Source organism: Streptomyces sp. NPDC007095 (genome assembly GCF_040634475.1).
Taxonomy (GTDB): Bacteria; Actinomycetota; Actinomycetes; order Streptomycetales; family Streptomycetaceae; genus Streptomyces.
Window position 1 is genome coordinate 1 of sequence record NZ_JBEYFS010000073.1, and the last position, 23,035, is coordinate 23,035.

General features: G+C 68.7%; 17 protein-coding genes. 11 read left to right on the forward strand and 6 right to left on the reverse strand.

The features are described 5' to 3' along the window. From ABZ656_RS24685 to ABZ656_RS24705, 5 genes are all read left to right on the forward strand, one after another. Positions 1–341 (forward strand): ATP-binding protein (locus ABZ656_RS24685; protein ID WP_360270495.1); only part of this gene is annotated, 341 nt, incomplete at its 5' end. Positions 342–485: 144 nt separating this feature from the next. Next, positions 486–4,403 (forward strand): hypothetical protein, encoded by a 3,918-nt coding sequence (locus ABZ656_RS24690; protein ID WP_360270497.1) that lies wholly within the window; start codon positions 486–488, stop codon positions 4,401–4,403. Beyond that, a complete protein-coding gene (pglZ, locus tag ABZ656_RS24695; protein WP_358574867.1) occupies positions 4,400–7,141 on the forward strand; it encodes a BREX-2 system phosphatase PglZ in 2,742 nt (913 codons plus the stop codon). The genes ABZ656_RS24690 and pglZ overlap by 4 nt, the downstream gene beginning before the upstream one ends. Next, a complete protein-coding gene (gene brxD / locus ABZ656_RS24700; RefSeq protein ID WP_358574865.1) occupies positions 7,138–8,505 on the forward strand; it encodes a BREX system ATP-binding protein BrxD in 1,368 nt (455 codons plus the stop codon). The genes pglZ and brxD overlap by 4 nt, the downstream gene beginning before the upstream one ends. Next, positions 8,502–10,697, forward strand: coding sequence for a DEAD/DEAH box helicase (locus tag ABZ656_RS24705; RefSeq protein ID WP_360270500.1), 2,196 nt, complete (start codon positions 8,502–8,504; stop codon positions 10,695–10,697). Before brxD ends, ABZ656_RS24705 begins: the two co-directional genes overlap by 4 nt. Positions 10,698–10,791: 94 nt before the next feature. Here the strand turns inward: ABZ656_RS24705 and ABZ656_RS24710 are convergent, their stop codons facing one another. Beyond that, a complete protein-coding gene (locus tag ABZ656_RS24710) occupies positions 10,792–11,046 on the reverse strand; it encodes a Txe/YoeB family addiction module toxin (RefSeq protein ID WP_199940473.1) in 255 nt (84 codons plus the stop codon). Beyond that, positions 11,043–11,324 carry a type II toxin-antitoxin system prevent-host-death family antitoxin gene (locus ABZ656_RS24715; RefSeq protein WP_066983759.1) on the reverse strand — a complete coding sequence of 94 codons (282 nt, stop codon included), beginning with the start codon at positions 11,322–11,324 and terminating at the stop codon, positions 11,043–11,045. Before ABZ656_RS24715 ends, ABZ656_RS24710 begins: the two co-directional genes overlap by 4 nt. Positions 11,325–11,721: 397 nt before the next feature. Here ABZ656_RS24715 and ABZ656_RS24720 point away from each other — a divergent pair, with 397 nt between their 5' ends. Next, the gene (locus ABZ656_RS24720; RefSeq protein WP_360270502.1) at positions 11,722–12,111 is read left to right on the forward strand and encodes a CPCC family cysteine-rich protein; all 390 of its coding nucleotides are present in this window, start codon (positions 11,722–11,724) and stop codon (positions 12,109–12,111) included. A 194-nt stretch (positions 12,112–12,305) separates the two neighbouring features. On the opposite strand, the gene ABZ656_RS24725 is transcribed toward ABZ656_RS24720, so the two are convergent. Further along, on the reverse strand, positions 12,306–14,528 hold the full coding sequence (locus ABZ656_RS24725; RefSeq protein ID WP_360270503.1) for a hypothetical protein: 2,223 nt from the start codon (positions 14,526–14,528) through the stop codon (positions 12,306–12,308). 334 nt (positions 14,529–14,862) lie between these two features. On the opposite strand from ABZ656_RS24725, the gene ABZ656_RS24730 reads away from it, so the two are divergent. Beyond that, entirely contained in the window at positions 14,863–15,792 is a 930-nt protein-coding gene (locus ABZ656_RS24730) for a restriction endonuclease (protein WP_360270505.1), read from the forward strand. A 67-nt stretch (positions 15,793–15,859) separates the two neighbouring features. Here ABZ656_RS24730 and ABZ656_RS24735 read toward each other — a convergent pair whose 3' ends face one another. Both ABZ656_RS24735 and ABZ656_RS24740 read right to left on the reverse strand, forming a co-directional pair. Next, on the reverse strand, positions 15,860–16,390 hold the full coding sequence (locus ABZ656_RS24735) for an NUDIX domain-containing protein (protein ID WP_360270507.1): 531 nt from the start codon (positions 16,388–16,390) through the stop codon (positions 15,860–15,862). A gap of 1 nt (position 16,391) precedes the next feature. Further along, the gene (locus ABZ656_RS24740) at positions 16,392–17,747 is read right to left on the reverse strand and encodes a tetratricopeptide repeat protein (RefSeq protein ID WP_360270509.1); all 1,356 of its coding nucleotides are present in this window, start codon (positions 17,745–17,747) and stop codon (positions 16,392–16,394) included. A gap of 223 nt (positions 17,748–17,970) precedes the next feature. Between ABZ656_RS24740 and ABZ656_RS24745 the strand changes: the two genes are divergently transcribed. From ABZ656_RS24745 to ABZ656_RS24760, 4 genes are all read left to right on the forward strand, one after another. Beyond that, on the forward strand, positions 17,971–18,720 hold the full coding sequence (locus ABZ656_RS24745) for a hypothetical protein (RefSeq protein ID WP_360270511.1): 750 nt from the start codon (positions 17,971–17,973) through the stop codon (positions 18,718–18,720). A 78-nt stretch (positions 18,721–18,798) separates the two neighbouring features. Then, entirely contained in the window at positions 18,799–19,710 is a 912-nt protein-coding gene (locus ABZ656_RS24750) for an aminoglycoside phosphotransferase family protein (protein ID WP_360270513.1), read from the forward strand. A 1-nt stretch (position 19,711) separates the two neighbouring features. Beyond that, entirely contained in the window at positions 19,712–20,404 is a 693-nt protein-coding gene (locus tag ABZ656_RS24755; protein ID WP_360270515.1) for a class I SAM-dependent methyltransferase, read from the forward strand. 34 nt (positions 20,405–20,438) lie between these two features. After that, the gene (locus ABZ656_RS24760; RefSeq protein WP_360270517.1) at positions 20,439–20,984 is read left to right on the forward strand and encodes an HAD domain-containing protein; all 546 of its coding nucleotides are present in this window, start codon (positions 20,439–20,441) and stop codon (positions 20,982–20,984) included. Between the two features lie 244 nt (positions 20,985–21,228). Here ABZ656_RS24760 and ABZ656_RS24765 read toward each other — a convergent pair whose 3' ends face one another. Next, on the reverse strand, positions 21,229–22,824 hold the full coding sequence (locus ABZ656_RS24765; RefSeq protein ID WP_360270550.1) for an endonuclease NucS domain-containing protein: 1,596 nt from the start codon (positions 22,822–22,824) through the stop codon (positions 21,229–21,231). Positions 22,825–23,035 lie beyond the last annotated feature (211 nt).

Genomic DNA, 23,035 nt, shown 5'->3' on the forward strand with positions numbered 1-23,035 from the left:
CCGCTGCACCGAAAGGGTGCACGGCGGGTTCGGGCCGGGGGCCACTGGAGAAGGGTCCGCGCAGCGGAAACCTCGCCAGTGGCCTACCGGTACTCACCCACGGCGCCGTACCCGGCCGCGACGCTCTCCTGCGCCTGGTCCGGGCCGACGGCCGACTGCGGATCGAGGTCACCGACACCCGAGGCGAACGCCACCCCGCACCCACGGCCGCCGTCGACGACGCCGAGACGGGCCGCGGTCTACTGATCGTCGACACGCTCGCCGAGACCTGGGGTGTGACGCCCCGCACAGGCGCTCCGGGCAAGACGGTGTGGGCGGTGCTTCCCCTCGACTGCCCGTAGACAGCCCGGACGGCACCTCGACCTGACGCCGATCTTCCCGGCCGTCCCACCAGCCTCCCCACCCCTGGCAGGATAGACAGACGTGGTACAGAGCCCGGCCGCGGCAGCCGGGCGCGACGATGCGGTGGGGAGCGGAAGCGGCTGATGGCCAAGGGCAGCGGGACCGTGCTGAGGGATGTCCTCGACATCAAGGAGGATCTCCACTCCGGTGACTTCAAGGTCGCCCTGTCCGAGGGGTTCACCGGCGAGGCAGCCGGGTCGATCGACGACTACGTCGTCACGGCGCAGCTTCAGGAGGAGTTCCGCAAGGCCCTGAAGCTGGTCGGCAGCGCCCTGCGGAAGAACGCCTCGCACGCCGCGTACCTGCATGGTTCGTTCGGTGCCGGTAAGAGCCACTTCCTGACCGTGCTGCACGCCGTGCTCAACGGCGACCCGGCTGTCGAGGACAAGGCCCGGCTGCGTGAGGTGATCGCCGAGCACGAGGACTGGCTGCCCGGCAAGAGGTTCCTGATGGTGCCGTACCACCTGGTGGGCGCCGCGAGCCTGGAGTCCGCCCTGCTCGGCGGCTATGTGAAGGCCGTACGCAAGGAGCGGCCCGAGGCCCACACACCTCTCGTGTACCGGGCCGACTCGCTGCTCGCCGACGCACGCGCGCTGCGCGCGAACATCGGCGACGAGGCGTTCATCCGGCTGCTGCCCGCGCCCGTGGCCCCGCAGAACGAAGAAACCGGAGAAGACGACGACGCGGACGACGAGGACGGCGAGCTGAAGCCCATCGGCGCCGCCCCCGCCCTCGGCTGGACCGGCGCGGGCCTCGACGCCGCCTTCAACGCACCGGCCGGGGATCCGCAGCGCGACCAGCTGCTGACCGCCCTGTTCAGTGGGCCCATGAAGTCGTACGCGGACACGGTCAGCGGTGACGCCGCCGCCTATGTGTCCCTGGACGACGGGCTCAGCGAGATCAGCAAGCACGCCCGGTCGCTCGACTACGACGGCGTGGTGCTGTTCCTGGACGAGCTGGTGCTGTGGCTGCAGGCCAGGATGTCCGACCGGACCTTCATCAACGACGAGATCCAGAAGCTCGTCAAGCTGATCGAGTCCAGCAACCCGGACCGGCCGGTGCCGATCGTGTCGTTCATCTCCCGTCAGCGCGACCTGTCCCAGCTCGTCGGCTCCGACATCCTCGGCTCGGACGTGGAGAACCTCCAGTCGGCTTTGGAGTACCTGAAGGAGCGCGTCACCGTCATCGACCTGGAGGACCGCAACCTCCCGGAGATCATCAAGGAGCGGGTGCTCAAGCCGCTCCGCGGGCAGGAGCGGGCGCTTGACGCCGCGTTCGCCGGGGTCGACAAGGCGGGCCAGCTCGTCAAGGACGTACTCCTCGACGACGAGGGTGCCACCGGCGCCGACTGGGAGGACTTCCGGTCGGTCTACCCGCTCTCCCCCGCCCTGCTGAACGTGCTCGTGGCCCTGTCCGGGGCGCTCCAGCGCGAGCGCACCGGTCTCAAGCTGGTCCAGCAGCTCCTGGAGAAGAACGCCGACGCCGAGATCGGCCGGCTGATCCCGCTCGGTGACCTGTGGGACGTCCTGGTCGACAACAACACCACCGCCTTCACCGCCAAGCTCCAGCAGGAGTCGGAGACCGCCCGCCGCTTCCACGCGAAGGCCCGGCACTTCCTGCTGAACAAGTACGGGCGGGCCGACCACCCCGAGTTCGTCGCCGACGAGCGCTTCGTCAAGACGCTGCTGCTCGGCGCGATCGCCCCCGACGTGCCCGCGCTGCGCCGCCTCACCGCCGGCCGGCTCGCCGCCCTCAACCACGGCTCGGTGCGCTCGCGGGCCGTGCCCGTGCGGGACAAGGTCGTCGGGCGGATGCGGGCCCTGCAGGGCGAGTTCCCCACCGAGCTGCGCTCCGAGGGCACCGACGACCCCGTCTTCTCGCTGCACCTGTCCGACCTGGACGTCGAGCCGATCCTCGACGCCGTCGTCGGCGAGGACAAGGGCGGTGTGCGCCGCACCTGGCTGCGCGAGCAGCTGTGGGAACTGCTGGGCCTCACCGGCCGGCAGGGCCAGCTGGTCGACGAGAAGAAGCTTGTGTGGCGCGGCTCCGAGCGCACCGTGGAGTTCGTGTTCGGCACGGTCTGTGACCCGCGCAGCGTCGCGGACGAGGCCTTCGAACCGGCCACCAAGGGCAACATGCGGATCATCCTCGACTGCCCCTTCGACGAGGAGCAGAGCCGCTCCCCCGACAACGCCTACCGCCGCGTCGCCGACCTGAAGAAGTCGAACCACGGGGCCCCCGTCCTGGTCTGGCTGTGCGACCACTTCTCCGAGCAGCGCAAGGCACAGCTGGGCCGCCTGATGCGGATCAACTTCCTGCTGGAGCGCGACCGGCTGTCCGACTTCACCCGCAACTTCCCGCCGGACGACCGTGCCAAGGCCCGCCGCCAGCTGGAGCACGGCCGCGAGAACCTCACCCGCACCCTGGTCGAGTCGCTGCGCGAGGTGTACGGGCTCGCCGAGGCCAAGGAGGGCACGCTGGGCGCCGAAGTGCCCGACGGACGGCATGTGCTGTCCCTGCAACCCGAGTTCCCGCGCCCGCAGCCCGAGGGCAGCAAGCCGTTCGACCAGGCGGTGACGCAGCTCGCCGACGGAATGTTCTCCGCCCTCTACGACAAGCACCCCGACTTCGGTCCGGGGTCGGGTACCACGCCCAGGGCCGTGACCATGGGCGACCTGACCACGGCGCTGAAGTGGCTCACCGCGGCCATGGACGAGGGCGGCCGGACCGAGGTCGACCCGAAGGAGTTGCGCACCGTCAAGCGCATCGTGGAGCCCTTGGAGCTGGGGACGGTCCATGACGGCCCGCTCGTCGTAGGCGGCGACCAGCTGCGCACCCAGATCAACCGGGCCGCCTCCCTCCACGGCGAACACGGCGAACTGCTGGTGGAGGACATCCGCAATTGGATCAGCGACGACGTCACCCAGGGCGGGCTCGGCCTGGGAGGCCTCGACAAGCACGTCTCCAGCCTGCTCATCGCCTCTTACGCCCTGCTCGACGACCGCTCCTGGGTGCTGTACTCCGGCACCGAGACCACGCCTCCCCCGCTCTCCGAGATCGGGCTCGGCTGGAAGCTGCGCTCCCAGCAGCTGCCCACCGAGGAGGAGTACGCCACCGCCCGGGACCGCGCCGGACGGCTGTTCGGCGTCACCGCCAAGCCCGGCCTGTACGCGCGCAACGTCAACCGGCTCGCCGCCGACGTCCTGGCCAAGGCGGCCGACTACGAGGAGAACGTCGGCAAGGTACGCACTGTGCTCAAGCGGCACGCCGCGCTTCTCGGGCTCGACGGGGACGGCAGCGCTCCACGCGCCGCGGTCCTGCGTGAGGCCGCCGCCCTGCTGGCCCGCCTCGTGCGCCACACCGAAGACGCCACCGGCCTGGTGTGCGAGCTGGCCTCCGTCTCGTACGAGACCCCCGCCCGGGACCTCTCCCACGCCATGTCCAGCGCCTCCGACGTATTCACGGCCCTGGACGGCACCAACTGGCGGCTGCTGGGCAGCGTGCGCGGGCTCACCGGCCGCGACGACAGCGTCGGCGACCGCGCCCAGCGGCTGATCGACCGGATCGGCGAGGCGGCGCGCGCCCCCGAGCGGGAGCGGTCCCTGGTCCCCGTGCTCGGCGAGGTCCGGGACACCGGACTCGCGCTGATGGACGCCGCCCTGCGGCTGGAGCGGCCCGCCGTCGCCGACGAACCCGCCGCACCGGGCCCGGTGACGGATGCGGGGCAGATCACGTTGTCCGAGCACGGCGCCCCGCCGGTCCCCTCGGATCCCTCGCGGGTACCCAAGGGCGAGCAGGACCCGCTGTCCTTCGACCCCGAGCCCGGCACCGGCGGTTCCGGCCCGCGGCGGGCGGCCCGCCGGGTCATCGCCGGCGGTCCCGCCGCGCTCGACGCCGACCTCATCGCCGTACGCGAGGAGATCGAGGCGTTCCGCGCGCTGCACCCGGACACCCCGGTGGAGATCTCCTGGCGTGCCGAGCCGGACGGTGAGCGCCGGTGACGGTCACCCGGCCCGTCGCCGGCCGGCGCGCCATCGAGGTACTCCTGCAGACCGAGCTGAAGAAGGCGCCCGGCCGCCGGCTCGTCCTGGTCGACGCGGTCTGGGACCCCGCGGAGAAGGACAGCGAGTTCACCGTCACGGTCGGCGGTGAGCGCCGTCGCGTCGTCGTCAGCGACCAGCACTCCCCGCTCGGCGTGGCCGACGCCTGGCACCGCCACCTCGCGGGCGGCACACCGCAGGACGACCGCGTGCTCGTCGTCACCGGCACCGTCGCCCCCGACCAGCTCGGCCTGGACCTGCGGGCGCACGCCGTGTCCAAGCATCCGCTGCCCGTCGACCGCGCCGAGATCGTCGTGCAGCTCTTCGGCGCGACCGACCTGGACCCGCGGATGCTGGGCGAGCACTGGCTGCTCGACGCGCTGCTACAGGCCGAGCCGCTCGACGGCTGGCCCCGGGTCGGTGCCGTCCTCACCCGTGACCGGGCCGTACGGGCCCTGCTCGGTGCCCGCCTCGGGCTCGGCGACCCCGCGTCCGACACTCTGGACCTGGACGCCGACACCCTGTTCGCCTGGACCCGCACCCCGGCCGGGCCCTCCCTCTACGAGGCCCTCCCGAAGGACGAACGGGACGGCCTGGCGAAGTGGCTGACCCGCGCTGTGGGGCCCGCCGCCCCCACGCTGCTCACGCTCGCCGCCGAGGGCCGGGGCAGTGACGCGCTGCCGCTCGGTGTGCTCGCCTCGGCCGCCCTCGGCTCGCAGACCGCGGAGGCCGCGGGCTTCGCCCTGGGCACCCTGTTCGGCCCGGCCCTCGCCTCCTTCGACACGCTGCGCCCCTTCGCCGACGCCGCCACCGGCGTCCTCACCCGCTGGATCGCACAGGCGGAAGGCACCGCCGCATCCGGGCCGGTCCGCTCCCGGGTGCTGGCCGTCCTCGAACGCGCCGACCGGCTCGCCGCCGACGCCCGCCTCACCGACCTGGTCCGCGGCGACCGGCTGCTCCCGTCCGGCTATCTGGGGCGGCTGCGGACCCTGGCCGCCTGCCTCGGCAGCCGCGGCGACGGCGCACCCGCGGTCGCCGAGTCCGCGCTGCGCGACCTGGGCGCACACCAACTCGCCGCGCTGCACGCCGAGTCCACCGAGACCGCCCGCACCGCCGTACGCCTGATGCGCTGGCTCGCCGCCGAGCCCGCACCTTTCGCGACCGTCGGCCAGGCCGTCCAGGAACACCTGTCCTCGTCGGGCTGGGCCGACCTCGCCATCGGCGTCCTCGCGGAAGGAGACGTCTGGCGCGACGCGTCCGTCGGCGAGGCCTACCGGCAGCTGATAGGAGCGGCACGGGAGCGGCGCGCCGCACTCGACGCCCGCTTCGCGGACCTGCTCGCCTCCTGGTCCGACACCGCCCGCCAGCAGGCCAACGGCGGTGCGCTGCTCATCGAGGACGTCCTCGCCAAGGCGGCGGCACCGCTCGCCCAGGGCGGCGGCCGTCCCCTGATCCTCGTCCTCGACGGGATGAGCGCGGATGTCGCCGTCCGGATCGCCGGGGAACTGGACGGCAGGGCGTGGACCGAGATCGTGCCCGTCGCCGCGAAGGGCGCCCAGCCACGCCGCCAGGCAGCGGTGTCCATGCTGCCGTCGGTCACCCGCGTCAGCCGCGCGTCGCTGCTGTGCGGACGGCCCTCCGAGGGCGGCCAGGCCGCCGAGCGCACCGGCTTCACCGCCTTCTGGCGCAAGCGCCACCGCGGGGCGCACCTCTTCCACAAGGGTGGATACGAAGGCCCGCCCGGTCACCGGCTCGCCCCCGAACTCGTGCAGACCCTCGCCTCCGACGATGTCGTCGCGGTCGTCGTCAACACCATCGACGACGCCCTGGCCGACGGCCGGGAGGGAACCAGCGGCCGCTGGGGCCTGGCCGACATCGGGAAACTGCCCGACCTCCTCAACGCCGCCCGCGACTACGGACGTCCGGTCGTGCTCGTCTCCGACCACGGACACGTCATCGACCGCACCGAACGCGGCCACCTGCCCGCCGAGGTCACCGGGGTGCGCGGCGCCCGCTGGCGCACCGGCGACCCGGGCGACGGCGAGGTCGCCCTTGCCGGTCCACGTGTGCTGACCGACGGCAAGCGGATCATCGCCGCCTGGCGTGACGACCTGCGGTACACCGCGCGCCAGGCCGGCTATCACGGCGGCGCCTCGCTCGCCGAGGTCACCGTTCCCGTGATCACTCTGGTGCCGTCCGAGGGGGCGGTGCCGTCGGGTTGGGCGCTGCTGCCGCCCGAGTCGACCGAGCCCACGTGGTGGAAGGCGTCCGAACCGGCCGAAGTCCGTCCCGTGCCCGAAGAGACCGCGGTACAGGTCGCTCGCGTTCCCGCCGAACCGCAGAAGCAGGAGACGGCAGGCGCAGCCCCGCTCTCGCTCGGGTGGCGAACCGTGCAGAGTGCCCCGTACAGGACGCAGCTCGACTTCGTCCGCGGTGCGCCCAAGGCCAAGGCTGTCGCCGCGGCGCTCGACGCCCTGGACGCGGCGGGCGGGAAACTGTCACCCGGAGCGGTCGCCGCTGCCGCCCAGGCCGCCACCGGCACGTCGCAGCGCAACCCCGCGCGCTTCGCCACGATGCTGGAGCGGCTGCTCAACATCGACGGCTACCCCGTGCTCCAGCTGGTCGAGTCGGGCCGCACCGTGCAGCTCGACCGCGCCCTCCTCAAGCAGCAGTTCCCGTCCACGGAAGGCCCCGCATGACCCGCCCGGCCCTCGACATCAGCGCCGCGCGCCGCCGCGACGTCGTCGACGCGCTGCGCCGCGGCACCGTCCCGCAGGCGGGGCTCGGCCTGTTCGCCGTAGGTCTGCAGCGTTTCGAGGGTGCCCTGGACGACGACCTGGCCACCGTCGCCCGCGGTGGGGCGGCCTTCCATGCCCTGCGCGGCGAGTACGGCTCCGGCAAGACGTTCTTCGCCCGCTGGCTCGCCGAACGGGCGAAACGGCGCGGGCTCGCCGTCAGCGAGGTGCAGATCTCCGAGACCGAGACCCCGCTGCACCGGCTGGAGACCGTCTACCGCAGGCTGACCGAACAGCTGAGCACCGCCACCCACCAGCCGTCCGCACTGCGTGCCGTCGTCGACTCCTGGTTCTACGCCCTGGAGGAGGAGGCGCTGGCCGGAGGCGAGCTGGCGGACGACGACGAGGAGGCACTGGCGGCCGCCGTCGACGTACTTCTCGAACAGCGGCTGGCCGCCGTCGCCCGCACCACCCCCGCCTTCTCCGCGGCCCTGCGCGGCTACCGTCGGGCCGTGGCAGCGGGCGACGACACTCTCGCCGAAGCCCTGATCGCCTGGCTGGGCGGGCAGAAGTCGGTGGCCGCCGCGGCAAAGCGAGCCGCCGGTATCCGGGGCGACCTCGACCATTTCGGCGCCCTCGGCTTCCTCCAGGGGCTGCTCACCGTGCTCCGGGACTGCGGGCACCCCGGACTCCTGCTCGTCCTCGACGAGGTGGAGACCCTGCAGCGCGTACGCGGCGACGTCCGGGAGAAGTCCCTGAACGCCCTTCGCCAGCTCCTCGACGAGATCGACACGGGACGCTTCCCCGGACTGTTCCTCGTCATCACCGGCACCCCCGCCTTCTACGACGGCCAGCAGGGCGTACAGCGTCTGGCGCCCCTCGCCCAGCGCCTCGCCACGGACTTCACCACCGACCCGCGCTTCGACTCCCCGCGGGCCGTGCAGCTGCGCCTGCCGGGCTTCGACCTCGCCTCTCTCGGCGTACTGGGGCGCAAGGTGCGCGACATCTACGCGGCCGACGCCCGCCACCCCGAGCGGCTCGCCATGCGCGCGGACGACGCCTACCTCGACGAGCTGGCCCGTGCCGTCACCGGGGCGCTCGGCGGCAAGGTCGGCATCGCGCCGCGCCTGTATCTGCGCAAGCTGGTCGCCGATGTCTTGGACCGCGTCGACGAGTTCGAGGACTTCGATCCGCGCAGGCACTACGCCCTCACCCTGCACACGGCCGAACTGAGCGCCACCGAACGCAACGCCGCGGCCCGCGACGCGTCCGCGGGGAGCGCCGGTTCCGCGAAGAGCGCCGCGGACATCCCCCTGGACCTGTCGTGACGCACCGGACGTCCGAAGCCGCGGGCGAGTGGCCCGCGCCGCCCGACGCCTTCGACCTCCTCGACCCCGTCGTCGGACACCACATCGTCAACACCCTCGGCTGGCACTCCCTTCGCCCTCTCCAGGAGGAAGCGGTCGCCCCGCTCCTCGGCGGTGAGGACGCCGTGCTGGTGGCCCCGACCGCGGGCGGCAAGACGGAGGCGGCCGTCTTCCCCCTGCTGAGCCGCATGAACCGGCGTGGCTGGAAGGGCACCAGTGTGCTGTACGTGTGCCCGCTCAAGGCCCTCCTCAACAACCTCCAACCCCGCCTTGAGGCCTACGCCGGCTGGCTGGGCCGCACCGTCGGCCTCTGGCACGGGGACATCGCCACGTCCCGCCGGCGCAAGCTGCTCGTGCAGCGCCCCGACATCCTTCTCACCACTCCTGAGTCCCTGGAGTCCATGCTGGTCAGCACCCATGTCGACCACCGCTCCTTCTACAGCGGGCTGCACTCGGTCGTGGTCGACGAGGTCCACGCCTTCGCGGGCGACGACCGGGGCTGGCACCTGCTGGCGGTCCTTGAACGCCTGAGTCGTGTCGCCGACCGCCCCCTGCAGCGGATCGGGCTGTCGGCAACCATCGGCAACCCCGTCGAACTGCTCGGCTGGCTCCAGGGCTCCGGACAGGGACGGCGCCCCGGCCGAGTCGTCGCCCCCGGCGTAAAGCCCCAGTCCGCGCTGCCCGGCGCGCCGGACAAGGCGGATCTCCCCTCGACGACTGCCGATATCGAGCTCGACTACGTCGGATCCGTGGCCAACGCCGCGCTCGTCATCTCCGCCTTGCACCGCGGCGAGAAGCGCCTGGTCTTCTGTGAAAGCCGCCGCACCGTGGAGGAGTTGGGCGAGCAACTGCGCCTGCGCGGCGTCACGACCTTCCTGTCCCACGCCTCGCTCTCCGTGGACGAGCGGCGGCGGGCCGAGACGGCGTTCGCCGAGGCCCGCGACTGTGTGATCATCTCGACCAGCACCCTGGAACTCGGCATCGACGTCGGCGACCTGGACCGGGTCATCCAGCTGGACTCGCCACGAACGGTCGCCTCCTTCCTCCAGCGGCTGGGCCGGACCGGCCGCCGGACCGGCAGTACCCGTAACTGCCTCTTCCTCGCCCTCGACGACGACGGGCTGCTGGCTGCGGCCGCGCTCCTGCTGCAATGGTCCCGAGGCTGGGTAGAACCCGTCAGCGCCCCTCCCGAGCCCCGGCATCTGGTCGCCCAGCAACTTCTGGCCCTGTGTCTGCAGGAACACCGGGTCGGCGAGAACCTGTGGCAGGAATGGTGGGGGGACGTCGGTCCCTTCGGTCCTGGCGCGGCCCCCGTTGTCCGCCACCTCGTCGAACAGGGCTATCTGGATCAGGACGGCGGCCTGCTGTTCATCGGACCGGAGGCCGAGCATCGCTACGGGCATCGCCATTTCATGAACCTGACGGCCGTCTTCACCGCGCCGCCGGAGTTCACTGTCATGAACGGCCGTACGGAGATCGGCCGTACCGATCCCGACCTGCTCACGGAAGAGGTCCAGGGCCCGCGCAGGCTGCTGCTGGCGGGCCGCAGCTGGCTGGTCACCCACATCGACTGGAGCCGCAGGCGTTGCTTCGTCACCCCGATCGACGAGGGCGGACGCGCCCGGTGGAACGGCTTCGGCGCCGAACGAGTCCTGTCCTTCGACCTCACCAGGGCCGCACGCGACGTCCTGCTCGGCGAGGACCCGCCCGTCCGCCTGACCCAGCGGGCCCAAACCCGGCTCGCGGAGGCCCGGGACGCGCACGTGGACACCGTGCATCCCGGAGGCACGGTCATCACCCGTCGCCCTGACGGGGACGTCCGCTGGTGGACCTGGGCCGGCCATCGCGCCAACGCCACGCTCGCCGCCACCCTACTGCCCGTCGTGTCACCCCACAGGCGCGCTCACGCCCACTGGATCCGGCTACGGGACGACCTCACTCGCGAGGACTGGGCAAATGCCATGGCCCAGGCAGACGAAGGCCTGAGCTTGCCCGAGATCGACGGGCACGCTGTACGCGGCCTGAAGTTCGCCGACGCGCTGCCCCCCAGACTCGCCGAGGCGACGCTTGCCGCACGCACCGTGGACGAGGCTGGTGCTCGCCTGACTCTCGAAGAACCCGTCCGGTTCGCGATGCTTCAACCCAAAGCCTGATGGCGGCTGGCCCCGTCGCCCCAGCAGGAATTGGCAGGCGGGAGAGCCGACCAGCGATGACCACGGGCGACGAACCCCCGGCACCCCGCCTCGGTCAGTAGTGGTAGCGAGCGGCGAGGATCACGATCTCCTTGTCCGTGACCAGGTAGACGAGACGGTGCTCGTCGTCGATCCGCCTCGACCATGCCCCGGGCAGGTGGTATTTGAGCGGCTCGGGCTTGCCGATCCCCGTGAAGGGGTCACGCTTGACGTCCTCGATGAGCTTGTTGATCCGAGCGAGCATCTTGCGGTCGTTCTTGAGCCAGGACGTGTAGTCCTCCCAGCCCTGATCCTCGAAGGCAAGCCTCACGCAGCACCCTCAGCAGGATCCGCCGCATCGGGATCAATCAGCTCACGCTCCGAGACATTGATATTGCCCAGAGCATTCTCGTATGCCTTGAGCAGGCGCCGGGCGTTCGCAGGCGAGCGCAGCAGGTACGAGCCCTCACGTAGCGCCGCGTAGTCCTCTGCCGAGACAAGTACGGCGTTGCCATGCTTGGAGACGATCTCGATGGCCTCGTGATCGTCGTTGACCTTCTTGATCAGCGGAAAGAGAGCCTTGCGGGCTTCGCTCGCAGTTATCGACATGGATTGACCCCCTCTACTAAGTGGTACCGAATAACGTACCACTGGCGGCCGTGTGAAGCGATGTCGAATGAGTGGCAACCCGTCAGAAATCCCAGCACCATCCCAGCACGGGAACGAGCCAGGGGCCCGACTCTGATGAGTCGGACCCCTCCTGACCTGCGCATTCAACCAAGGCGACGTCGTGTTGCGCCTACACGTTGAAGCGGAATGCTTGACGCCCGATCCTGACCTGCGGCGGAGCCCCGCGCAGGGCCCTGACCTGGGATTTCCTCGTTGGCAGGCGTTGGCACCCGACGGCCGTTTACGGGTGTCCCGCGGACTGACTGCGGACTGGCTGGGTACGCCGAGGCAGAGAAATCCATGGCACACCGGCGGGACCTGCAACGAGACTGCGCAGGTGAGCGACTCCTACCCCTGTCCCTGCTGCGGGTACCGCGTGCTCGACGACATGCCCGGCTCCTACGAGATCTGCCCCGTCTGCTTCTGGGAGGACGACGGGGTCCAGTTCCGCTGGCCGACCATGGACGGCGGAACGAACAAGGTCTCCCTGATCGAGGCCCAGCGGAACTACCAGGACTTCGGCGCCTGCGACCAACATGGCCGGCAGTACGTCCGCCCGCCGGCCGCGGACGAGCCGCTCGACCCCGCCTGGCGACCCATCGACCTGACACGCGACTCCTTCGAGAACTGGGAAGCCGAGGACCGAGCCCCGTGGCCCAACGACCGCTCGGTGCTCTGCTGGTGGCTCCCCACCTTCTGGCGTCGCGATCACTCGGCGGCATCATGAGGTCCCCCGGAGGCCCTCGTCCAACAACTCGACAGAGGTGACGACGCCTCGTACGCCGCCGGGGAATGGGCGGCGATGGCCCTTCAACAACGAGCGCGACCACCTCCTTCACGCCCTCGGACTCGCCCCCTCCGAGGAAGAAGCTGCCTCTCGGCCGTAGCTGCAGGCACGGCCCGAACGAACCCAGTAGCGTCTCACGGACCTGCGAGCGGCTCGGCAAGTCCATCCAGCTTCGCCCGCAACCGGCGGATCTCCACCTCAGCCGCCATCAAGCCCAGTGCGATGCTGTCTGCCTGGTCCCGAGTCAGTGAGCGACCTCCCGGCTTCGCCTGCACGGCCAGAGACGCGGCAAGCTCCTGACATCTCCCGACGTCGTGGACAAGCACCCCCACCTGCTGTTCCAGGTTCACTGCCAAATCGGGCGCCGGGTCGGTGGCAGGGACACTTTCGAGACTCGGAGGCTGAACCTCATCCGGCGCCGGATGGGTCAGCGCGATTTCGGGCGACCGAACAGGACCGCTCTTTGTTTCAGGTGCCGGCCGCTCCTCGCCGGACACCGCCATGGCACCGTTGCCGACCACCAGCCGAGCGGACTGCGCGGTTGGCCGCGGCGCAGCGGAGTTGACCCGTGGTTTCGGCACCCCCCGCCCACGAGCTCCCGCCTCTTTGGGGAACTCCCGGTTGAACCACGCCCGGTTCATCGGTTCCAGCAGGGGTTCGCCAGTCGCCGAGACCTTCCGCGGGCGACGGTCCCCCTCGTCCATCGCGGCTGCCAGCTCCCGCAGGGCACCCACCGCCTTGTGGCGGTTGTTCCGCATGGCCATCAGGTTGTTCTTGACCGTCCGCCGGACGCGGTCCGCCTTGGTTCCGTCGTCGTCAGTCTTCTGCCCGGTCAGCGATCCCCGGTCCGCGTCGATAATGTCGAAGGCCGCGAGCCAATGTGCCGCCCGGAAGGAGATGAGTTCCTCGAATGCCTCGTCATCAGTGTCCGCCTGGGCAAGCAGCTCCGGCAACCGCCGGTCCGAGGGATTGAGACCGTCTCGGACATCGCCCAGCTGGAAAACCTCCGCGATCCGCGGGTTCCACGGGCTTGGAAAGCTCTCCGAGGTCATGGCCGACCAGACCCGCGCCCTCTGGTTGGCCTCCGGAGCACTCAGTTGGGACGGCGGCGCCTCGCTGAGTGCTCGTCGGATCAGCAACCGTTTGCGCCGCTCCACCGGAAACAGCTCCCGGAGAAGCATCATCGAACGGATGTCCCGCAGCTCCGACACCGTCGCATCCGCCGGCAGCCCTGGCAACCCCGCAATAGGCACGCCTCCTGACAGAACCTCCGCGATCCTTTCGTCGAGTACTCCCTCCGCCACGTACATACCGAGCACGCTGCGACCGAGCGCCCGTCCTCGGTCGTTCTTGGTGAACTCCAGCGGCATATGAACGTGGTCACGCCGATTGCTCATCTGTGCGATGCGATAGAGCCTGCGCGGTGCCGAGGTGCCCACGACCAGGTGGGACTCCACTACCGCAAGCCTGGCAGCCTGCATGGCACGGGAGTCGTCGTCAGGATCGGCAGGGCTCGTGGCCATGGAATGCGATGCGTACTCCTCGTTCAGTAGGTCGGAGAGCCGCGTGAGCCATTCGTTCGGATCAAAGACGACGTCTTCCCCGCTCCCTCCGATCTTCTTGACCGGGACACCCGCGACCACATCGGCGGACGAGAGCCGGAAAATATCGTGGCGCCGCTGCGTCCGGTTGTTGCCCCGGACCGCCATCCACTGCCAGTGCTCGGCCGGATGCAGCGGACGTCCGTCCCGAGCCTGTAACGGTGCTTCCTTGATGAGGATGTGCTGCGCAACGTAGAGGCCCGGCTCCAATTGCCCGTTAAGGATCAGGTCCTGCCTGAGATCGTAGGCACGGTGGCCTTCCCGTTCACGCAGCCCCGACGCAGCCTTCTCCAGATTCGCGACCAGTGACTCGCGGTTCTCGGCCACGCTCTCCACGGCCGCAAACTCCTGAGTCGAGCCGCCAGCCACCTGCTGGACGTAGGGATGCACTGCGGACAGCGAGCTCTCGTCCTCCCGCGCCGGAGCCGGATTGGCGGGCGAGTGCCACAACGAGCTAATCCGCTCGTTGTGTTCCCAGACACTTCCCCCAGCGCCGTGCATCCGCACCACCGCGATCAGCATGTCCCCTGCATCGGTGTGGAGCCGCCGCAGGGCATCTGGCCGCCACATCCGCATCCCGACCTGACCTTGCTCGGTCAGCATGGACTCCGGATCGACCAAGAAGGGGGCGAAATTGAACAGTGCCTCACGCGGAACGTTCACCCCTGGGGTGTTCAGGCCCGCTTCCACCCACTTGCGCTGCATTTCCAAAGAGGCAGGGCGCGGAAATGGCCCCGCCTGAGCGTTCTCAACCACTGTTTTTCCCCATCAAATCGCCGGACTTATCGAGACCGCTGCCGGAGAGATCGAGTGCACCCTTGAGGCCTTCCCTTTTTCAAACCAACCCATCCCATCAGGCGAGTCCGTCGAATCCATGCTTACGCGTCACATTGGAAATACGAAGCCGATGCCATGAAATGAACGAAAATGACCGGTTGCCATTGAATATTGAGCGCGCTACGCAAGAATCCGTCCATCTTCAATGACATATGTGGACTTGGATACGTAACCCTGCACTCTTGCGCTAGAACTTAGAAATCCCAACGCGATTTCAACGCGCCAAGTAGTCGACCCGACAAGGAACTCCGCCGTGACACCCCCTCCGCAGCCGATCAGCCCAGCCGCCTACGGAGCTCTGGCCGGCGCTCTTAAGTCGATCTTCTGGTACAAGCGCGACCTCGAACGATTCATCCGCTTGTGGGCCACAGACCATCCTTCACTGCTGGCCCACATGGACTTCAGCGGCTACAAGTGGGCGACCGCAGATGAGTTCGTGGACCGGTTGATGGCAAATGAGCACCAATACCGCGACCTTTCGATTCGGATGATGGCGGAGGTCTCTCATCTGACGAGCTTCCCTGCACTGAAACGGCATGAGAACGCCGAATCCCTGATCGCCGAGGCAAAGGAAGCAGTCGACTATCTCAGGGGGCTGATGGAACGCCAGCGCGTTGCCCACGAGCAACAGTCGAAGTTCGATGACGATCTTCTCACGTATCGTGCCGTGGTAGAGGCCCAGCATGGCTTTGAAGCTAAGCTCGCCGCCCTTAAAGAACGCTTCCTCGAACTGGAGCGTATGGATAATCGTCAGAAGGCCGGCAGGCTTTTCGAGCCGTTCCTGAATGACGTCTTCAGGCTGTTCGACATGGAACCTCGCCTGTCATACAGCCTGGATTACGAGCAAATCGACGGCTCGCTCACTTTCGACACGGACGACTACATCGTTGAGGCCAAGTGGTGGCAGGAGGCAATCCAGCCCCACCACCTCTACAGCTTCAATGAGAAGGTGAGGCGGAAGGGGAAAAATTCGCTTGGAATCTTTATCGGCGTAAATGGATTCACTAGCGGAGCCCGAGAAGCGTATAAGGAGAGTACGCCGTTCCTAACGATGGAGGGCCTCGATTTCTTCTATGTTCTCGACGGGCGCCTCACGCTCGACGAACTTTTGCGACGCAAGAAGCGTCATGCAAATGAGACCGGAAGCTGCTACTTTCCAGCCACGATGTTCCCGGGTGAGTAGCCAAAACAGCCCGTCGCCGTCAAGCCGGAGTCGCGGAAGGCCCTGCGCCCACACTCAGGGTGCGCAACTAACGCCACCCGTCAAGTGACACCTGAGAACCGCCGCGCAGGTACTGATGGAGAGCACTGGCAGTTGTATCGACAAAGGCGTCGGGGATGACGTTGGCATCGACCCAGCGGACTTGGGAGTGCTTGCGGGGTTCGCGGTTTTCGGGTTCGCCGGTCCATTCGTGGATGGCGAAGACAACCGTGAGGAAGCCGTTGGGGGCCTCAACGCCCCAGGCGCCGTGGATGATGTGGGCGACCTTGAGGGACTCGGGCTTCACGGTGAGGCCGGTCTCCTCGTACAGCTCGCGGACCGCCGTCTCCGTGATGGGCTCGCCCGGTTCGCTCTTGCCGACGGGGAGGTCCCACATGCCTTGGGCGAACTTGGCGTTCTCGCTGCGCTGGAGGAGGACGACGCGGTTGGTGGCCTTGTCGTGCACGATGACGGCCGCGACCAGCAGGGTCATCGATTCGAGCGCCGGCTTGAGGGCTTGGGAGCGGTCGTCGGTCTGCTGGGCCACGGTGTTCCCTTCGTCGGGCGGGTTGTTGGGCATGTTAGGCGAGGGCCTCGCGGGCGCGGCGGGCGAGATCGGCGGCACCGGGAACGCAGCGGCGCTGGTAGACCGCGAGCGTGGAGCGGATTGAGGTGATCGCCTTGCGGGTGCGGTCGGAGGTCATGCCTTCCATGAGGACGAGGGCCCGGGTCCAGGCGGCGACAGCCTCGTCGGCGCGGGCCTGGGCAGCGAGGCTGTCGCCGAGGTCGGCGTGGGTGAGGGCGTGGACGCGCTTGTACTTCTCCGGGTCCCAGCGGATGAGGGCGTCCCGGTGCTGCTGCTCGGTGCCGATGTGGTCGGCGAGGTCGGTCAGGGTGCGGGCGGTGTGGCTGGCCACGGTGCCGGCGGCCGGGCCGCTTACGCGGGAGTAGCTGGGCTGGGGGCCGTCGTCGCGCAGGAGGGCGTCTTCGGCAGCGAGCAGGGCGCGCGCGGCCTGGGGGTTCTCGTTCAGGGCGGCGTAGGCGCGGGCATGGGTGATGTGGAGGAGGGCCTCGGTCTGGCCGTCGACGTGGCCGAGACCTGTGCGTAGGGCACCTTCGACGAGGTCGACGCAGTGGTGGGGCTGCTTGAGGCTCAGGGCCTGGTGGGCGAGGGCGCGCATCATCCAGGCGGCGTGGCCGTGGGGGTCGGCTTCGCAGGCGAGCTTGTAGCCGACCTGGTAATAGCGCTGGGCGGCGCCTTCCTGACCGAGGTCGTGGTGCTTCCACCCTGCGAGGTAGGCGAGTTCGGCGACGGCGCCGAAGGCGGCCCGTCGTAAAGCTTCGCTGGGGAAGCGCCCGCGCAGCATGGGGGCGGCTGTGTCGGCGAGGTACGCGGTGACGGTGGTCAGGCCGTGCCCGCCGCCGAGGCGCTCGTCGGCGGCGCTGAAGGCCGCGGTGATTTGGCGTACGACGTCCACGTCCTCCGCGCCGACCAGGGACGTGCCGGTGCGGGCGCGGAGCATTCGGGCGGTGGCTTCGTGGTCGTAACCGAGCGGCATGGCGACGCCGGCAGTGGTGAAGGCCGCGATGGCGAGGAAGCGGCGGCGCTCGACGTCGGCCCGGCCTAGGTCGGTGACCGCGAGGACGGGGTCAGATTCCGCCGGCTCTTCGTCATCACCTGTCTGGAGGCCAATCTCGGTCTGGGTGATCGTGCGCCCCGCTCGGCGGGACAGCGCCTCGGCCAGGTACTGACCTACCCGGCCCGACGGGGCACGGGTGCCGTTCACCCAGTGCGAGATGGCCGACTTGTTGGTCTGGAGGATCTCGCCGTTCTCGGCAGCGATGCGCCGCACGTCTCGGGCGAGGGCCTCGTAAGTGCAGCCGGCCGCGTCGATGACGTCCCGCAGACGGGAGTTGGGTTCTCGCTGCGCCGCCACGATCGCCTCCGCCCTGGAGCTGTAAACCGCGTATACCGCTTCAACTGCCTTCCACCGTACCCACTGAGCGTGACCACCGGTTCACTTATCAGCAGCCGCCCGGAACGGCGCGACCGTGATCCAGGCTCCCCTTTGGTCCGGGCGGCACCCCGAAGTTCCGTACGCCCACACCGGGCTCGGGCATTCCTGTGCCCGAACCTGGCCGATCAGAGACGGAGACACGGTGACCACCATCGACACCACGGCCATCACGGTCGAGCTGCCCGAGGCGTTCGACCCGCGCTGGAGCCGGCTGCCCGGCATCCAGGTCGACGGCCGACGCATCACGATCGACCCGGCCGAGTACTTCTTCCGCTTCGAGTCGAGCACGTGGCTCGTCGCCGACTGGGAGCTGGTCAAGGCCCAGCCCCTGGACGTGGACGAGACGACCGAGAGCGCGGTCGAGCAGCTCGCGCTCGACTTCATCAAGAACCACGGCGAGTCCACCTCCGACGCCGCCCGCGTCCTGGCCACCGCGTACGAGGTGTACGCCTACCTCTTCCGTGACGAGCACCTCGCCGGTCTCGGACTCCCGCAGATCACCGCCGATCACCTGCGGATGCTCCGCGAGGCGGCCACGCTCATGGCGCTCAACAAGGTCGAGGTGGACGGGCACATCTCCAACGTCGGCCCGTGCTGGTTCTTCCCCGCCGCCACCTCCGTCGTCTTCGACCTGGACGACGAGATGGGCGGGATGCTCGACGAGGTCTACCACGGCGGCTGGTTCAACGAGCACCGCCGGATCGAGTCCATCAAGGCCCACGCGGCGCTCGGTGGCCGGCTCGTGCACGGCTGCCAGTCCGTGCCGGACCAGTCCGGCGGCGTGGTCGCGCCCTACGGTGCCTCGATGGCGAACTTCCGTGACGACCTCGCCGCGTTCAAGGCGGGCTGGATCGATCAGGTCTACGCCCACCACGTGAACCCCGCCGCGTAACCCACCATCCGATCAGGCTCCGGGGCGGGCCGGCATCCCTCGCTCGCCCCGGAAGCCACCATCCCCCGGAGCCCTCCCGTGACCACAAACCCCAGCGCCGAACTCCTCGACAACCTGCTCACCGCGACCGGCCAGACCACCGCCGTACGGGAGGAGGTACGCGTGTGGTCCATGTCCGGCGTCGAGCGCGTGACCTTCCCCGACGGCTCCACGGCTATCTTCAAGTACGCCAAGAAGCCGTTCGACAGCGAGGACCAGGCCCTCCGCCTGGCCCATACCCTCGGCGTTCCCGTCCCCCAGGTCCACACCTCCGCCGTCCTGGACGGCTGGCTCGGCATGCTCATGGAGGACCTCGGACCGTCTATCCACGCGGCCGATGACCTGGACGGCGTCGCCGCGGCCGTGGTCCTGCACGGCACCCGTACGGCTCCGCCCTTGCCCGTCCTCGACCAGGAGCGGCTGCGCACGCTGCCGGCCCGGGCGCTGGAGCATCTCGGACAGCTACGCAAGGTCGACCGGTGGCAGGACGCCGAGGACGTCGAGGACGCGCTCGACCGTATCGCCCAGGCCGCCGAGGCCCGCTCGGCCGGAGCGACGCTGGCGCCGTTCAGTTGGGTGCACTCCGAGTTCCACCCCACCAGCCTCCACATCGGCAAGCACGGGTGGCGGCTGCTCGACTTCGCCCGCGCCTTCACCGGCCCCGGACTGCTCGACCTCGCCAGCTGGCACGGCACCATCGAGCCCCCGCACCCCGTGCGCCTGCGCGTCTTCCTGGAGCAGTACGTCACCGCCGGCGGCACCCCCGACGCCCTCGCCCCGCGCGGCGGGCTCACCGCCGAGAACTGGGCCCTGGGCTGGCACCGCATGTGGGCCGTCGAGTGGTTCATGGAGCAGTCCATCCGGTGGATCAACGACCCGGCCACCGACCCCGCCTACATCAAGGCCGTCCGCCGCCACCTCACCGACGTCCTCCACCTCCTGGAGATCTGACGTGCTCGCTCAGGCATCCCCATGGCACGCCCACGCCCTCCAGCGCACCGCCGCCGGACTCGCCGAACCTCTCTCCGTACCGGCCCGGATGAAATGGACCACGAGACCCGGCCAAGGTCCCGGCGCCGAGATCCTCGGCCCCGACCTGCGCGGCAAGCGACTGCTTGAACTCGGCTGCGGCCCCGGCCACAACGCCGCCCACCTCGCCGCCCGCCACGGCTCCCACGTCACCGGCGTCGACCTGGTCGGCCTCCAGGTCCGCCGCGCCCGCTCCCACTACGGACGGCTGAACAACCTCACCTTCGTCGCAGGCCACGCCCTGCACTACCTGCACGCCTCCGACGAGCAGTTCGACGCGATCTACTCCGTCTTCGGCGCAGTAGGGCTCGTCGCCCCTGAGCTCCTGCTGCCGGCCATCGCCCAACGCCTCACGCCCGGCCGGGTGCTCGCCTTCTCCGTCCCCCACCCGCAGCGTGGCGGCCGAAGCCCCTCGGGCGACGACCGACCTCGCCGCGACTTCGTCACCCTCCCCGACCGCACCCGGCTACCCATTGCCCGCTGGGAGTTCGACCCCGACCGCTGGGAGAGGCATCTCAGCCAGGCCGGCTTCTGGCTCACCTCGGCCCAGGAGTTCCACGACCCCCGCATGGGCCACTGGCCCACCACCTTGCTGATCCGCGCTCGCAAGCTCTGACCAGCCATTCGCCCCGGCTTCCCCGGAGGAACTGATGCGCCCGCCCTACCTGCTCCTCGACATCGACGGCGTCTTCATACCCTTCCCCAACGCGGACGGCTCGACCCCGGCCACCCACGCCTGCCACAACGTCGTCCCCACCGGCCGGAGCGCCGACAACCCGGTCACCGTCTGGCTCCACCCCGACCACGGCCGTCTGCTCATGGATGTGATCCGTACCGACCTGGTCACTCCCGTCTGGTGCACCAGCTGGCGGCAGGACGCCACCACCCTCATCGGACCCCTCCTCGGCCTCCCGGACCTGCCGCACGTCGACCTGCCGCGCCCGCAGATCACGACCAGCCACCCCAACGGCTACCTCTGGAAGCGCGACCACGTCGACGCCTGGCTGGCAGACGCTCCCGCCGTCTGGATCGACGACGACTTCACCAGCCTCGACCACGCCTGGGCCACGGAGCGCACCGCCAAGGGAACGCCGACCCTCCTCGTTCAGCCCGACCCACGCCACGGACTGCAGCCCGAGCACCTGGCCGAGGTCACAACGTGGGTCTCGCAGCTACTCAGAGCCCGGGTCGCGTGACGACTGATGCCCTCGCTGCCACAAGCAGCGAGGGCATCAGGGTGCGCTGTGGTCCCTGCCTGTGCCTGGGCACCGTGCAGTTTCTGAAAACGGGATAGCAGTGTGATGGGGATTCTTATCGACGCTGCCGGTGTCGTCGACTTGCATTTGGCCGGCATCTATCAACTGTCCAGGGGACTTGGCCCAATGCCTGCGAAGTCTGGTGATCACGTGAGATGCTCCGCTGACTGATCGCCGAGGAACATCAGGGCCCGAAATGAAATCCAGACCGATATGCCGAAATCATTGCATCGATCTGATCACCGTGCTTCTCCAGGAATGTATCGAGCGAGTAGGCTCCATTCCAACCAGCGTCGCGCAACTGCGACCCCTCACAGGGGATCGGTAGTGTGCAGAGGTCCGCGCCTTGCACGAAGTGAAGTCGGAGTTCGTTCGCCTCGGAGATGTTCAATGGATTTCCTCCGATCTGCTCGATGAGTACGTAACGAAGCCCGAGCAGGCCAAGAAGATCAAGATCGGTGACCCAGGCCGCATCCATGAGGCGGTGAGTCTGCCAGTGCATAGCGTCGCGATACACCAACCTCACCCGGTCAGCCACATCGGCGTGAGGAATGCCGTCCCAGTAGAGCGAGCCATGGATCGTGCGATCGACGCCGTCCTGGGTAAGTGCCGTTCCAAAGGTCATCGGAACAAGGTCTGAGAGCTTGTCTGGCCACCCGTGCACCAGAGATCGGATCAAGTCGCAGGGATTGTACACGTGGAGCATGACGTCGCGCTCCACGTCATCAGCCGAGACGTCGTCCAGCCACCGCGCCACGAGACTCTCCCAATCGGGGTTCCCCGCAAAGCACATCCTGCTCTCCTCCCGGAAAGCCGGCCATCTTCCACGATCCGTGGTACGCGCTGAGCCTGTGTAGAGGACTTCACCGATCCCCTCTTCGTCACCGTTCAGCTCGCGGAGGAGATCTCGCTCGTCCAGTGAAGTACGCTTCGCGAATTTGCCAGCCGCCCGATAGCCCTCAATCTCCCAGTGTGGGTTCTCCGCCAAATGCCGGAGCACGCCAGGGCGGGCCGCATCATAGCCAGCTGCGAAGACATGCCGGGTGATGTGGCAGAGGGCCGAGTACTCCAGGGGATAACCCCCGGTTTCCTCGTACGAATCCGTCCCATTGTCATCGAGCCATGCTGGCGCTTCATCGGGGTCCAGACGCCCGATTGCGAAATAGAGACCGTACGGTGCGACCACAAGGTCTCTCTGCGAGATGCGTCGGAAGTCCGCTGCGAGGAGATCACGCGCTCCCGCCTCGGCGGCTCTGCCCAGAATTTCGTGCCAGCCTTGTGCTCGCTCCTCCGGAGAGTTGTAAAAGTAGATGAAGTGATGCGGGGTCACCCGTGGCGGTACCGCCGCTTCGAGAAATTCCACCCGGTCCGCATGCACAGGAACGCCATTGGCGTCCAATGTGAGTTGGTACCCGCGGAGATCGTGGGACCAGTCTCGCGCCATGTTGCTCACCGGGACGCGCAGTTCGCGCCAAGTGGTGGAGACGATCATCGCGCGGATGCGGTCCTTGCGGAGCCCCATCTCCTGCTGCAACAGCTCGGCGTACTTCGTGACCTCATGAAGGGCTCGAGCCGAGGTCGAGTCGGATCGCTTCAATTCGATCACCACCCACGACCCGTGGCCGTCTCGGGCCAGGATGTCTATACGCCCGCGCGTTCCATGAGCATTGGGAAGTGGGTACTCCGTGCCAATCAACTGAAGGCTCGGCTCGATGAGAGGAAGGCGCTCGGCCAGCATGTCGCGCAGTCGTGCCTCGTACGGAACATCCATGTCGCGCACCTCAAACAAGACTCGGGGCTAGCAGGTCAGTTGATAGCTGATCAGGGTTTGACAGTAGATGATCGGTCTGACAATCCTGACCCGTTCTCGGCCTCGGCCTCGACCTAACGAAGCCCGGGGTTGCCCTGGCCAAGGACTGTCAGAAGGTCCGCCACCTGGATGAGCTCTCGCGTAGACCCGAGCAGTGAAGATCACGACATGAAGCTTTGCC